The following is a 13,602-nucleotide window of genomic DNA, read 5'->3' as shown; positions in this document are numbered from 1 at the left end:
ACGGCCTTCCCGTCACAGCCCGGCCAGCCGGGCTTCGCCGCGGGCGGACAGTTGTTCGCGGAGCCGGGCGCCTTCGCTCGCGGGCAGCCCGGGAATCTCGGCGCTGGTCGCGGCGGCCGCGGTGTGCAGTTTCAGTGTGCACAGGCCCAGCTGGCGTTCGACCGGGCCCACCGCGATGTCCACGTACTGCATCCGCCCGTAAGGAACCACGAGCGTGCGCTGGAAGAAAATGCCGCGCCGGATCAGGAGGTCATCATCACGCTCGGCGTAGCCGATCGAGCGCACCTGCCGGGGAATCAGCGCGAGCCGCCACAGGGCCAGCAGCAGCGCGACAGCGGGCAGGGCGACGGCCAGCCAGACAGGCAGCCAGGTCCACACGCCGGTCAGCACCAGGATTAGGGGAAGCGACAGCAGAGCCACCGCGACCAGGGTTCCCAGCGCCCATCCCGCGAGGCGCACCGTGACGTACTTCGGGGACACCCGGAGCCAGTCGATGCCCGGAGGATCAATCGCTTCGGTAGGCATATTCGCCTTCCGCCGAGGGCTTGCTGCGCTTTCCCTGCACGCCGGGCCGGGATTCGGCGTCGCCGTCCTCGGGGGGAATCCGGCAGAACCGCTCGACGACGAGCCCGACGATCACCATGATCAGTCCGCCGCCAGCCATGGCCAGGGCCTGCCAGGTGATCTCCTGGTTGCTGCGCAGGTTCCACAGCCGCAGTTGCTCCACCACGATTCCCGCATGCCAGCCCAGCAGGACCGACCCGGTGTAGGCGCAGGCCTGCGCGAGGACCAGGGTCCAGGCAGCCAGGATGGGGTTGAGGATTTTCTTCTTCTTGCCGTTGCGCCACCGGAGCACGCGGATGCCCAGCACCAGCGTGAGGGCCACGATCACGCCCATGGTCACCAGGCCCGTCAGCGGCAGCACCGGGGTGGCCAGGCCGTAGCGGCCGGAGAGCATGGTGGCGAACCAGCCGGCCACGGCCAGGACCACGCAAATGGCCAGCAGGAGCAGGGGGCTGGTCAGCTTCACGGCCGCTCCGCCGCACCGGGCACGCCGGTGATCTCCGTGGCAGTGACATCCCCTGCGGCGGGGTTCTGGAAGCCGTCAAAGGTGGCAAGGCCGGCGAAATCGGCGGCTTTCGCCGCGAGGTCGCCCACGCGTTCGCCGTTGAGCTCCGCCGCGGGATCGATCAGCGACCACGGGTAGAGCACGAACGCCCGTTCCGCGGCCCGGGGGTGGGGCAGAGTGAGCTCGGGATCGGAGCTGACCACATCCCCGTACGTGATGATGTCCACGTCCAGGGTCCGCGGCCCCCACCGGACCTCGCGCACGCGCAAATGCTTCTGCTCCACGTCGTGGCAGTGCTCGAGCAGACCGCGCGGCGGCAGCGACGTCTCGACGGCAATCACCATGTTCAGGAAGTCAGGCTGGTCCGGCGGGCCTCCCACGGCCTTGGTCTGGACGATCGGCGAGATGGCGAGCAGGCGCACCTCCGGCGGGTCGACGAGGTCCGCGACGGCGGCGGACAGGGTGTCGCTGCGCTCCCCCAGGTTGCTGCCGAGCGCGATCACGGCACGGGTGTAGAGCGGGCTCACGTCCGTCTCCGGTGCACGCTGACGGCGACGTCGCCAAAGTCGACTTCGATCGGGGCCTTGGGCTTGTGCACGGTGATGTCCACGGCGTCGACGGCGAATTTCTGCAGGATGTCCTCGGCAATCCGCACCGCGAGGGCCTCGATCAGGTTCAGCGGCTCACCCGTGATCCAGTCCCGGATGCAGTTGGCCACCTCGCCGTAATGCGCGGTGTCCAGGACGTCGTCGGAAGCGGCCGCTTTGCTGAAGTCCAGGTGCAGCACCGCGTCGACGACGAAGGGCTGCCCGTCGCGGCGCTCAAAATCGAACACACCGTGATGGCCGACGGCGGTGACGCCGCTCAGCGTGATCTGATCCATGGTGCCGGCCGGATCAGTTGGTGCCGGCGTGGGCGGAACCGGCCGGTGCCGGGGGAACCATGCGGGCGGCGACCTTGACGGCGTCGAGGCTCGCGCCGACGTCGTGCACGCGCACAGCCCAGGCGCCGCGGAAGGCGCTGATGGCGGTCATGGCGGCGGTGGCGGCGTCGCGTTCAACCGGCTGGGCGGCCTTGCCGGCCACGGTCAGGAGGCTGCCGAGGAAGCGTTTGCGTGAGCCGGCGACGAGGACCTTGTGGCCCATGGCCTGCAGGACATCCAGGTGCTGCAGGAGCTCCCAGTTCTGGCCCTCGTTCTTGGCGAAGCCCAGTCCCGGGTCCACAATGATCTGTTCCGGCGCGACCCCGGCGGCGTACAGCTTGTCGCGGACGCCGGCGAGCTCGGTCACGACTTCCCCGGCGACGTCACGGTAGTCCGTCAGGGAGTTCATGGTGCTGGCGTCGCCGCGGCGGTGCGTGAGGATGTAGGGGACCTTGGTGCGGGCGGCGAGTTCGGCCATTTCCGGTTCCATGGTCAGGCCCGAGACGTCGTTGATGATCGCGGCGCCGGCCTTCAGGGCCGCGGCAGCCGTCGCGGCGTGGGTGGTGTCGATGCTGACCAGGGCGCCGGCCTTGACCAGGGCCTCGATGACCGGCAGGACCCGGCGCTGTTCCTCGTCAGCGCCGACTGCCGTGGCACCCGGGCGCGTGGACTCGCCGCCGACGTCGATGATGTCCGCCCCGGCGTAGAACATCCGCAGCCCGGCCGCGATCGCTGTGTCCGCCGTCGCGTGTGCTCCGCCGTCGCTGAAGGAATCAGGGGTGACGTTGAGGATTCCCATCACCAGTGTCCGGTCCGTGGGCAGGTCCTGGAACTTCGCCGCCGGGCGCGGTTTGCGCAGGATGGGCAGGGGCGAAGTGGCGGGGCCGGTGCCCGGGGCTGCAGCTAGGGAGTCCATGGTCTGTGTTCTTACCTTCCGAGTATGAGGCTCATGGCTTCGGCACGGGTGGCCGGGTCATGGAGTTGCCCGCGCACTGCGCTGGTGACGGTCTTGGCGCCGGGCTTGCGGATTCCCCGCATGGACATGCACAGGTGTTCACATTCGACGACGACGATCGCGCCACGCGGATTGAGGTGCGTGACGAGGGCCTCGACGATCTGGGTGGTCAGGCGTTCTTGGACCTGCGGGCGCTTGGCGAACATGTCCACCACGCGCGCCAGCTTGCTCAGGCCCGTGACCTTGCCGTCGTGGGACGGGATGTAGCCCACATGCGCCACCCCGTGGAACGGCACCAGGTGGTGCTCGCAGGTGGAATAGAACGGAATGTCCTTGACCAGCACGAGTTCCTCGTGCTCGAGGTCGAAGGTGGTGGCCAGGATCTCGGCGGGGTCGTGGTGCAGGCCGGCGAACATTTCCACGTAGGCCTTGGCCACCCGCTTCGGGGTGTCAATGAGGCCGCCGCGGTCCGGGTCCTCACCGATCGCCAGCAGGATTTCCCGTACTGCCGCTTCGATCCTGGGGCGGTCCACTTTGGACTTTGAATGCGGGGCTCCCCCGTCCCCCGCCGAAGCAGCGGCGGGGGCGGGAACGTCGTCGTCGAAGTTAGAAGTCACAGAAGAAGCCTAGCCGGGATGACCATCAGTCCCGATATCTGTTGCACCGCCCTGGAAGGACTCCTGCCCGCCGACGCCCTGGGCATGCGGGGGCTGGGCATCCAAGGGCTCTTCGAGCCGGGCGTGGGTGGCTTCCTCCTGGGCTTCACGCTCCGCCTTTTCACGGCGCGACTCCACCGGGCCGGCGGTCTGGAGCGTGCGGGTCTCCTTGGAGAGCCAGACATCGCGGAAGTCGCGCTTGCGGATGTGGGTGAATATTTGCGCGATTTCGGCCTGGTTCAGTGTTTCGCGTTCGAGCAGTTCCAGCGCCAGCTCGTCCAGGACATCCCGGTTCTCGGTCAGGATGGCGTAGGCCTCATCATGGGCACCGTCGATCAGGCGGCGCACTTCCTCGTCGACGATGTAGGCGATCTGGTCCGAGTAGTTGCGCTCGTGGCCGGCGTCGCGGCCCAGGAACGGCTCGCCGCCGCCCTGGCCGAGGCGCACGGACCCGACCCGTTCGCTCATGCCGAATTCGGTGACCATCTTCCGGGCGATCCCGGTGGCCTTCTCGATGTCATTGGATGCACCCGTGGACGGATCATGGAAGACGAGTTCCTCGGCGACGCGGCCGCCCATGGCGTAGGCCATCTGATCGAGCAGTTCGTTGCGGGTGATGGAGTACTTGTCGTTTTCCGGGACCACCATGGTGTAGCCGAGGGCACGGCCGCGGGGCAGGATGGTGATCTTGGTGACCGGGGCGGAGTTCCGCAGGGCAGCCGCGACGAGGGCGTGGCCGCCTTCGTGGTACGCGGTGACTTTGCGTTCGTGTTCCTTCATGACCCGGCTGCGCTTCTGCGGGCCGGCCATGACGCGGTCGATCGCCTCGTCCAGGGCGCGGTCATCGATCAGGTTGGCGTTGGACCGGGCCGTCAGCAGGGCGGCCTCGTTCAGGACGTTGGCCAGGTCGGCGCCCGTGTAGCCGGGGGTCTTCTTGGCAACAGCCTTGAGGTCGACGCCGGCAGCCATCGGCTTGCCCTTGGCGTGCACCTGCAGGATCTGGTCGCGGCCGATCAAATCGGGGGCCTCAACCCCGATCTGCCGGTCGAAGCGGCCGGGGCGCAGCAGGGCGGGGTCCAGGACGTCGGGGCGGTTCGTGGCGGCAATCAGGATGACGTTGGTCTTGACGTCGAAGCCGTCCATTTCCACCAGCAGCTGGTTCAGGGTCTGCTCGCGCTCGTCGTTGCCGCCGCCGATGCCGGCGCCGCGGTGCCGGCCGACGGCGTCGATCTCATCGACGAAGATGATCGCCGGGGCGTTGGACTTGGCCTGCTCGAAGAGGTCGCGGACACGGGAGGCACCCACGCCGACGAACATTTCCACGAAGTCGGAGCCTGAGATGGAGAAGAAGGGTACGCCGGCCTCGCCGGCAACCGCGCGGGCCAGGAGGGTTTTGCCGGTGCCCGGAGGGCCGTAGAGCAGCACGCCCTTGGGGATTTTGGCGCCAACGGCCTGGAACTTGGCAGGTTCCTGCAGGAATTCCTTGATCTCCTCGAGTTCCTCGACGGCCTCATCGGCGCCGGCGACATCGCTGAAGGTCACCTGGGGCATGTCCTTGTTGACGAGCTTGGCCTTGGACTTGCCGAACTGCATCACCTTGGACCCGCCGCCCTGCATCCGGGAGAGCAGGAACCAGAACAGGACGCCGAGCAACAGCACGGGCACCAGCAGGGAGAAGAGCCCGGAGAACCAGTTGTTTTCGATCGGCTGGTCGGTGAAGCCGCCGGACGGTTTGGAGTCCGTGACGGCCTTGACGACGTCCTGGGCGCGGGCGTTGACGAAGTAGAACTGGACGTTCTTGCCCTTGTCCTGCCCGTCGACCTGAAGGTTGTCCTTCAGGACCAGGTCCACCCGGTTCTCGGCGTCAAAAATCTTGGCCTGTTCAACCTTGCCGCCGGCTGTCAGCAGCTCAAGGCCCTTGTCGGTGTCGATCCGGCTGGCGCCGCCCGGCGCAAGCGTGGCAAATGCCAGCAGCAGCATGGCCACCACGACGACAATCCAGATGCCGGGGCCCTTGAAGAAACTCTTAGCTTTCATCTGTTCGGGGCTGGCCCCGTCCCTCCTGGTAGTGCTGCACGGCGACCGGTCTGCGCGCGTGTGGTGCTGCGTCAGCTTCTAGCTATACACCGTCGCACTACCTCACGCACGGCAAAGGGCAAAAGTTCCCTGTGGGCGTAGCGGGGCCGGGCCTCCGGCCGCCCGGGGCCCGGGCGGGGTTGCCATCGCGTGAACGATTTACTCGTAGACGTGCGGGGCCAGGGTGCCGACGAAGTCCAGGTTGCGGTACTTCTCGGCGTAGTCCAGGCCATAGCCCACCACGAACTCGTTGGGGATGTCATAGCCGACGTACTTGACGTCGATCTTAACCTTGGCGGCCGTCGGCTTGCGGAAGGCGGTGCAGATTTCCACCGACGCCGTGCCGCGGGATTCCAGGTTCGTCTTGAGCCAGGACAGCGTGAGGCCGGAATCGATGATGTCCTCGACGATCAGGACGTCTTTGCCCATGAGGTCGGTGTCGAGGTCCTTCAGGATGCGGACGACGCCTGAGGACTGCGTGCCCGAGCCGTACGAGGACACGGCCATCCAGTCCATGGAGACGTGGGTGTGCAGCGCACGGGCCAGATCCGCCATGACCATGACGGCGCCCTTGAGCACGCCGACGATCAGGAGGTCGCGGCCCTCGTAGTCCTTGTCGATCTGCGCCGCGAGTTCGGTGATCCGTTGCTGGATCTGTTCCTTGGTGTAGAGAACGTGTTTGAGGTCTGCCTGGACGTCGTTTGAATCCACCAATGGCTCCTGTGTAGATGCGGGGTGCGACTAATTTCGGGGCGGCTGTTGAGGCCGGAATACAAGCTTCCCACAGCGGGCGGCTTCGCGGGGAACACTTGCGGCGGACGGCTCCGCCGCAAGGAGCTGCGCGAGCGAGAGCCGGTAGACGCTGACCGCGCCGGGAAGCTCCACCGGGCCGGCCGATCCCTGCCGGCGCAGGAGCGCTTCCGCCGCGAGCAGCCGCTGGTAGCTGGGCTGCTGACCGCCGACGGCGGCGGCGGCCTTGGCGATCACCCGGAACCTCACGGCCGGGGCCAGGTCCCTCAGCCCGGCCTCCGGAAGGCTGATCTCCTCCCCTGTCTGCTGGCGCAGCCGCTCGAACGTGTCGTTCGCCACGTCCTCCAGGTAATCGGCGTCGAGCTGCAGGATCGCGGCCGTGCGGGCGAGCGATTCGGCAACGCCGGGGCCAAGCTTGTCCTCCAGCAGGGGCAGCACCTCAACCCGGGTCCGGGAACGCGCGTATACGGGATCGGCATTGGACGGGTCGTGCCAGGGCTCGAGGTCCTCCACCCGGCAGATCTCCAGGGTGTCCGCACGCCGCAGGCCCAGGAACGGGCGCAGCAGCCGGCCGCGGGCCGGCCGCATCCCGGCGAGGGACCGGGTGCCCGACCCGCGCGCCAGGCCCAGGAGCACTTGTTCGGCCTGGTCATCGAGGGTGTGGCCGAGCAGGATGGCGGTTGCACCTGCCTCGTCCGCGGCGGCCTCAAGGGCAGCATGGCGGGCGTCCCGGGCGGCGGCCTCTGGGCCCGCGCCGCTGGAGGCGACGTCGACAGTCCGGATCGTCACGGGAGAGAGCCCGAGCTCCTCGAGGGTGCGGGCCGTGGTGGCCGCGACCCCGGCCGAGCCCGGCTGCAGCTGGTGGTCCACGACGACGGCGCCGACAGAGACAAGATGGCCGTCCACGTGGCCCCGGCGCCCGAAATAGGCGGCGACGGCGGCGAGAGCCAGCGAGTCCGGTCCGCCGCTGCAGGCTACCAGGACGCGGTCCGGGTAGCCGGCCGCGGCGAGGGCGTCCTGCAGCATTTTTCGTGCCGTGCCGACCACCGGCGCGAGGCGGCCGGGCCGGCGTCGTCCGCTGGAAATCGAGGTAGAGCCGGCGCCGTCGGGGGCAGTCATGGCGGCTAGAGGGCCATCCGGTCGAGCCAGAGCCTGGAGTCGTGGATCTCGGGTTCGCTGGGGAGGTGGTCCGCGGACTCCCAGACTTTGTTGAAGCCCGCCATGCCGGCGGCGGCCACCACTTCCCGGACGAACTTGGCGCCGTCACTGTACTGGCGCATCTTGGCGTCGAGGCCGAGCAGGTTGCGGATGAATTTCTCGATCATGCCGCGGTCCTGGCCTCGGTCGTTGAAACGTTGCCGGATGGTCTTCACCGAGGGAACGATGCTGGCGTCCACGGCGTCCATGACCACATTGGCGTGACCCTCGAGAAGGCTCATGAGCGCAGTCAGGCGGGACAGGGCCGCCTTTTCCTCCGGGTTCTGGAGCAGGTCCAGGATGGCGCCGCGTCCGGGCGCGGCGCCGGGTGCCGCGCGGTCCTTCAGCGATTTCGCGGCCGCCGAGGCCCGTTCCATCAGGGAATCGACATTGCCCAGCAACAGTCCGCTGAGGTTTTCGATCTCCTGGAGCATGTGGTGCCGCAACCACGGTGCGGCGGCGAACTGCACCCGGTGGGTCTGTTCGTGGAGGCAGACCCAGAGCCGGAAGTCCGCGGGTTCGACTTTCAGTTCGCGTTCCACGGAGATGATGTTCGGCGCTACGAGCAGCAGCCGTCCGGAAGCGGGGGCCGTGGAGTTTTCGGCCAGCGCGGAGAAGGGATCGTACTGGCCCAGGACTTTGCTCGAAAGGAAGGCCAGGATGGCGCCGAGCTGGCTGCCGGTGATGGCCGCGCTGACCCCGGCAGCTCCGGGGCTGAGGGAACCACGGCCCTCCAGCAGCTTTCCCATGGCGGGCTTGAGCATGACGGCGAAGCTCTGCGTGTTGGCCTTGGCCCATGAGGCCCGGTCCACGACGAGGACCTCGGAGTCGCGCAGGTCCCGGGCGGCGTCCAGTCCGGTGATGTGGTGGACGTGCGGCACGGAAATGTCCGCCATGAGCCGCAGATTTTCGACGGCGGCGCCGATCTCGGCGCTGCCCAGGACGGGGCCTGCCGGCGTCAGCCGGGCTGCCGTGGACGCGGCGAGCTCCCAGTTGATGAGATCCGGGACCTGGACCGATGCCGCACTCGGCGTCTTGGGTGATGTCTCGCTTGCAGAGGACTCCATGGGGTCCATCAGATCACAGGGCCCCGACAATGCGCCTTAATTTTCGCTGACCGGCGAACCGGCCGGGGCTCCGTGACCCCGGGCCGAAGGGCCAGACCGGCGCGGGGTCCGGGCCGGCCCGCGCTGTCAGCGGCAGCCGCAGCCGGCGAGGACGGCGGCGGAGCGGTCCAGTGCGGCTTTGTTCGCGGCGCCGGGGGTCAGCCCGTTGCCGACGAAGGAAAAGACCAGGAGCCGGCCGTCGGCGTCGACCACGGAACCGCTAAGCGCAATGACCGTGTTCAGTGTGCCCGTCTTGGCGCGGACCAGCCCGGCGCCCGCGGCCGAGGCCGCATCCGTGTAGCGGTCCCCCAGGGTGCCGGTGAGCCCGGCGACCGGGAACCCGCTCAGGGCTGCGCGCAGCCGGGGGTCTGTGCCCGAGGTCATGGCCCGGACCACGTCCGTGAGCTGCCGGGCCGAGACCCGGTTGGCCAGGGCAAGGCCGGAGACGTCCGCGGCCCGGAGCGAGTCAGTGGGAACGCCCATGTCCTTGACCTGCTGCAGCACGGCGGCAATGGCGTCGTCGCTGCTGCCGGGCCGGCCGACGCCGAGGGCGGTCATCCGTCCCATCACCTCGGCGAGGTAGTTGTCCGAGGTCTGCAGCATCATGTCCACCTGCTGCCCCACCGTGGCGGACTGGACCTCGGCCAGGACTTTGGCGTGCCCGCCCTCCGGCGCGTCACCGGTCCGGCCCCGGGCGACGCCGGGGGCAACGGACAGCCCCCCGGCCGCCGCGGCCGCCGTGAGCCGGGCGGCGAACACCTCGGCGGCGGTCATGGCGGCGTCCTGCGGGCGGGGTCCGGTGGTCTTGGCGGGATCGAACCTCGCGGAGTTCAGCGCCAGCGGGTACAGCGGGGCCATCTCCCCGGCGGCGACGTCCTCTGGGCTCCACGCCTGGCTGAGCGAGGGGCCGCTGAAGAGGGAGTCATCCAGCAGGACGGTCACCGTGCCGGTGACGCCGCCGGCTTTGAGGGCATCGATAGTGGCCTTCGCGAGCGTGGTCAGCCCGGCGCGGCCCAGAACGGCGCCCGGGGCCGATTCCCCGGCGCCCAGGAGGACATCGCCCCCGCCGGTCAGGACCACCGAGCCGGGGGTCGGCCCCGCCAGCACCCGGGTGCTGAAGCGGCGGTCGGGGCCCAGGACGCGCAGGGCCGCGCCGGCTGTGAGGAGCTTCATGTTCGACGCCGGAACGCGGGCCTCGTCGGCAGCCTGGTCGAAGAGGACCTGCCCCGTGGCGGCGTCCTGGACGATGCCGGTGAAGGTGCCGGCGCCGTCGGGCTTAAGGGTCTGGTTCAGCTGCGCGGCGAGGGCGGCCCCGGCCGGAACCGGCGCGGAAGCGCTGAGGGGCCCGACTGCCCCCGAACTGTTGCCGGGAGGGCTCAGTGTGGCGGGGATCTGCTGCCAGGGCGGTGCTGTCTGCGAGGCGTCGGAGGACCTGTCATGGCCGAGGAACGCCGGGGCGATGGCGATGCCTGCCGGCACTGCCACTGCCACCACGAGGAGGGTCTGGAGCAGCAGCGCGGGCATCCTGCGACCCCTGCCGGGCGCCGGCTGGGTACCCTCGCGGCTGGTTCTCGGTTTCATGCTGCTGCTGGTCCTTAGTCCTGAAATGTCCCCACTAGTTCCTGAAACCAGCGCCTCTCGCTATATCCTCAATAGTAGTCGGCGGCACCGACAGCCCTTATGCACGTGCCGCGCACCCCCTGAATTCGTCAAGGAGCATTCCATGAAGCATGACGTGACCATCGAGATCCCCAAGGGATCGCGCGTCAAGTACGAAGTCGACCACGAGACCGGCCGCGTCCGCCTGGACCGCGTCCTGTTCACGTCGATGCAGTACCCCACCCACTACGGTTTCTTCGAGAACACCCTGGGTGAGGATGGGGATCCGCTGGACGCGCTGGTGCTCCTGCAGGACTTCGACCTCTACCCCGGCGTGATCGTCGAGTCCCGCCCGATCGGCGTGTTCAACATGACCGACGACGGCGGCGGCGACGCCAAGGTCCTGTGCGTCCCGACCGATGCCCGGTTCGACCACATCAAAGAGATCAGCGATGTCAGCGAGTTCCTGATCAAGGAAATCGAGCACTTCTTTACCCGTTACAAGGATCTGGAGCCGGGCAAGTGGGTCAAGGCCGAGGGCTGGGGCGACCGTGCCGCCGCCGAAGCCGAACTGGCAGCCTCCATCAAGCGTTACGTTCCGGCAGCCGGCCACTGACCGTTCCTGCACTCCAGCGCGGGGTCACGTACCGCCCATCCGGGGTTCCGGAACGGGCGGTACGTGACCCCGCGTTTTTGTTGGGCGTTTTTCGATTGGCGTTCAGTCAAGTGGCTGGGGCGCGGTGATGCGGACTCTCGGCGTCGACCTCGCTGCCGCCGCGAAGAAGACGGCGGCGGCCGTCATCGAATGGGATGGCGGCGCGGCGCGCCTGGCGCATCTGTCGTTGAACGTGGGCGACGAGGAGATCCTCCGCCTCTTCGACACCAGCGCCATGACGGGGATCGATTCCCCCCTCGGCTGGCCGGACGCGTTTCTTCCCTTCATCGCCGGGCACCTGAGCTTCGAACCCCATCCGGTGCTGGACCATGACGGGATCGAGGGCCGCCGGCTGCTCGCCTACCGCGACACCGACCGTTTCGTCACCGGCAACACCGGCATGATCCCGCTCAGCGTCTCCGCGGACCGGCTGGCCCACCCGGCGATGCGTTGCGCGGTGATCCAGGCGAAGATCGCAAGGGAGTACGGTCCGCAGGCCAGGGACGGCAGCGGCCGGCTTGCCGAGGTGTACCCGGCGGCGTCGCTGAAGCTCTGGGGGATCCATGCCCGCGGCTACAAGGGGCGCGGGGCGCCGGAGGCGGAAATGCTGTCCTCAGCGGTGGCGGACCTGGCCGTGAAGGCGCCGTGGCTGGACCTGGCGGAGTACCGGGCCGATCTTGCGGCGTCCGATGACATGTTCGATGCCCTCATCGCTTCCCTGTCCGCGCGGGCCGTCGCCGTCGGCGCGACGCTGCGGCCCGGGCCCGGGCACGCCGCGGCGGCCCTGACCGAAGGCTGGATCCACCTGCCCTCCGGCCAGCTTTCCGGCCTCGCTTCCCGGTAACCGCCTCTGTTACGGCCCCGGCACAGCACGCCCGCCAACAACTTGCCCCGCAAGTGCCAGCAGGTAGTGTGTCATCAGAATGTTCACGCTGACCATCAATCAAACCGACAGCCGGCGCGACGGCGACCGCGTGCCGCAGCTCCTCAAGGACCTGCGGCACATTCCGGCGCGCCTTGATTTCGACCGTTCCGTCGAGGATGAGGTCCAAGGGATCCTGGACTGTCCGCATCAGACGGTGGAAGCGGCCATGATCGCCCTGCGCAGCGGCAGCTGGTACGTGGGCATTGGCGTGGGCCCGGTCAACGAACCCCTGCCGAACCAGATCAAGGACGCCTCCGGGCACGGGCTGATCTATGCCCGGCGCGCGGTGGATCGTCTCCGGAACCACAAGGACCGCGTCCGGGTGGCCGTGGAGGGCCCGCTGGCCGATCTTGCCGCAGAGGCGGAAGCCGTGCTGCGCCTCCTGGGCCACATTGTGCACGACCGCAGCCACGCGGAATGGCGGGTACTGGACCTGCTCACCCCGGGGGTGCGGGGTCAACAGAAGGCGGTCGCAGAGGAACTCGGGATCACCACCCAGGCCGTGAGCAAGGCCGTGGCCCGGTCCCAGTGGAATGAAGAGCACGCGGCCCGCCCCGCTGCGGCGCGGCTCTTGGGCCTCATCCTCGACGTCCGCTAGCCGTCCCGGCCCCTCCTCGGAACCGCCCGACCCTGCCGCGCCTTTGAGGCCTTAGAGGAGGCTGCGAAGCACGTGCGCGGCGCCGTCGTCGTAGACCGATTTCGTCACTTCGTCAGCGGCGGCAATCACCTCAACGGGGGCCTGGCCCATGGCCACGCCGCGGCGCGCCCAGGTCAGCATCTCGATGTCATTGCGGCCGTCGCCGACGGCGACAGTGCGGTGCGTTTCGATGCTGAGCCGGTCGCGGAGCTGTTCCAGTGCACTGGCCTTCGTGACACCGGCAGCGGCGATGTCCAGCCACGCCGTCCAGCCCACCGAGTACGTGACGCCAGCGAGCCCGATGTGGCGGATCGCGGTGTTGAATTCTTCGGGCGTGTTCTCCGAACTGAAGACCACCACGCGCACGGCGGTTGCCTCCAGCATGGTCTGGAAGTCGACGCCGACCGCTTCGACGCCGAAGCTGGCGTCCTGGAAGCGTTCCGTGGACAGGAAGTTACCGTCCCCGTCCTCGAGCGCGTACTTGGCCGAGGGCAGCCGCTTGCGCAGCGCGCGAAGGACCGGCCCGGGGTCAAACGTTGCCTTGTGGAGGATTTCGTAGCCCTCGGGCAGGCCGGAGTCGACGCGCAGGATCACACCGCCGTTGGAGCACACGGCGTAACCGTTCTCGATCCCGATGTGTTCGATGACGGGCAATGTGGCGTTGAGCGAGCGGCCGGTCGCGATCATGACGTGGTGGCCTGCGGCCACCACGGCCTGGGCGGCCTCGCGGACGGGAACCGACATGTGCCCGTCGTGGTCCACGAGGGTGCCATCGACGTCCAGGGCGATCAGCATCTTGTCGCCGGCCCGGTTCCGGGAGTTTCCCACCCGGGCCGCGCTGGCCGGGGCCGCCGTGTTCTGGTCTGTCGTGTTCTGGTCTGTCGTGTTCTGGTGTGTGGTGCGCCGGTCATCGTTGCCGGCGACTGAGGATTCAGTCATTGTTGTCATCTCACAAGTAGAGCAGAGACCCCCGACTGCCGCTAGGACACACGCCACAGCGAGGCGTGAACTTGCGGTAAACACCCACGGAATGTCCCCGTTGTGGGCGTTTACCC

Annotated in this window: 15 protein-coding genes; 3 read left to right on the top strand and 12 right to left on the bottom strand. The window is 68.5% G+C overall.

Annotated features, from left to right (window positions below):
* Positions 1-12 precede the first annotated feature (12 nt).
* The 11 genes from AC1DDH_RS04875 to dacB all read right to left on the bottom strand — a co-directional run bounded on the left by AC1DDH_RS04875 (position 13) and on the right by dacB (position 10,312).
* Positions 13-525: a PH domain-containing protein gene (locus tag AC1DDH_RS04875; RefSeq protein ID WP_476859510.1), complete on the bottom strand. Its 513-nt coding sequence runs from the start codon at positions 523-525 to the stop codon at positions 13-15.
* Positions 506-1,030, bottom strand: coding sequence for a DUF3180 domain-containing protein (locus tag AC1DDH_RS04870; RefSeq protein ID WP_223914701.1), 525 nt, complete (start codon positions 1,028-1,030; stop codon positions 506-508). The genes AC1DDH_RS04875 and AC1DDH_RS04870 overlap by 20 nt, the downstream gene beginning before the upstream one ends.
* Positions 1,027-1,596, bottom strand: a complete 570-nt coding sequence (gene folK, locus AC1DDH_RS04865; protein WP_476870204.1) for a 2-amino-4-hydroxy-6-hydroxymethyldihydropteridine diphosphokinase — start codon at positions 1,594-1,596, stop codon at positions 1,027-1,029. The genes AC1DDH_RS04870 and folK overlap by 4 nt, the downstream gene beginning before the upstream one ends.
* Positions 1,593-1,952 (bottom strand): dihydroneopterin aldolase, encoded by a 360-nt coding sequence (gene folB, locus AC1DDH_RS04860; protein ID WP_476849912.1) that lies wholly within the window; start codon positions 1,950-1,952, stop codon positions 1,593-1,595. The genes folK and folB overlap by 4 nt, the downstream gene beginning before the upstream one ends.
* Positions 1,953-1,965: 13 nt before the next feature.
* Complete coding sequence (gene folP / locus AC1DDH_RS04855) at positions 1,966-2,907, bottom strand: dihydropteroate synthase (RefSeq protein ID WP_230007205.1); 942 nt, start codon at positions 2,905-2,907, stop codon at positions 1,966-1,968.
* Positions 2,908-2,918: 11 nt separating this feature from the next.
* On the bottom strand, positions 2,919-3,563 hold the full coding sequence (folE, locus tag AC1DDH_RS04850; protein WP_230007204.1) for a GTP cyclohydrolase I FolE: 645 nt from the start codon (positions 3,561-3,563) through the stop codon (positions 2,919-2,921).
* Positions 3,564-3,572: 9 nt separating this feature from the next.
* Positions 3,573-5,639, bottom strand: coding sequence for an ATP-dependent zinc metalloprotease FtsH (gene ftsH, locus AC1DDH_RS04845; RefSeq protein WP_028276931.1), 2,067 nt, complete (start codon positions 5,637-5,639; stop codon positions 3,573-3,575).
* Between the two features lie 198 nt (positions 5,640-5,837).
* Positions 5,838-6,389, bottom strand: a complete 552-nt coding sequence (hpt, locus tag AC1DDH_RS04840) for a hypoxanthine phosphoribosyltransferase (protein ID WP_018774939.1) — start codon at positions 6,387-6,389, stop codon at positions 5,838-5,840.
* Positions 6,390-6,419: 30 nt separating this feature from the next.
* Positions 6,420-7,454 (bottom strand): tRNA lysidine(34) synthetase TilS, encoded by a 1,035-nt coding sequence (gene tilS / locus AC1DDH_RS04835; protein WP_476873379.1) that lies wholly within the window; start codon positions 7,452-7,454, stop codon positions 6,420-6,422.
* 98 nt (positions 7,455-7,552) lie between these two features.
* Complete coding sequence (locus AC1DDH_RS04830) at positions 7,553-8,692, bottom strand: zinc-dependent metalloprotease (protein ID WP_476954953.1); 1,140 nt, start codon at positions 8,690-8,692, stop codon at positions 7,553-7,555.
* A gap of 126 nt (positions 8,693-8,818) precedes the next feature.
* A complete protein-coding gene (gene dacB / locus AC1DDH_RS04825; RefSeq protein ID WP_476932408.1) occupies positions 8,819-10,312 on the bottom strand; it encodes a D-alanyl-D-alanine carboxypeptidase/D-alanyl-D-alanine endopeptidase in 1,494 nt (497 codons plus the stop codon).
* Between the two features lie 142 nt (positions 10,313-10,454).
* Here dacB and AC1DDH_RS04820 point away from each other — a divergent pair, with 142 nt between their 5' ends.
* From AC1DDH_RS04820 to AC1DDH_RS04810, 3 genes are all read left to right on the top strand, one after another.
* Positions 10,455-10,946, top strand: coding sequence for an inorganic diphosphatase (locus AC1DDH_RS04820; RefSeq protein WP_018774943.1), 492 nt, complete (start codon positions 10,455-10,457; stop codon positions 10,944-10,946).
* A 127-nt stretch (positions 10,947-11,073) separates the two neighbouring features.
* Positions 11,074-11,829 (top strand): DUF429 domain-containing protein, encoded by a 756-nt coding sequence (locus tag AC1DDH_RS04815; RefSeq protein WP_476873316.1) that lies wholly within the window; start codon positions 11,074-11,076, stop codon positions 11,827-11,829.
* 79 nt (positions 11,830-11,908) lie between these two features.
* On the top strand, positions 11,909-12,508 hold the full coding sequence (locus AC1DDH_RS04810; RefSeq protein ID WP_223915353.1) for a hypothetical protein: 600 nt from the start codon (positions 11,909-11,911) through the stop codon (positions 12,506-12,508).
* Between the two features lie 51 nt (positions 12,509-12,559).
* Here the strand turns inward: AC1DDH_RS04810 and AC1DDH_RS04805 are convergent, their stop codons facing one another.
* Positions 12,560-13,495 (bottom strand): HAD family hydrolase, encoded by a 936-nt coding sequence (locus AC1DDH_RS04805; RefSeq protein WP_476849918.1) that lies wholly within the window; start codon positions 13,493-13,495, stop codon positions 12,560-12,562.
* Between the last annotated feature and the right edge of the window lie 107 nt (positions 13,496-13,602).

This window comes from Arthrobacter sp. 10T425, from assembly GCF_056393985.1.
This window is presented reverse-complemented; position numbering and strand designations above follow the sequence as displayed.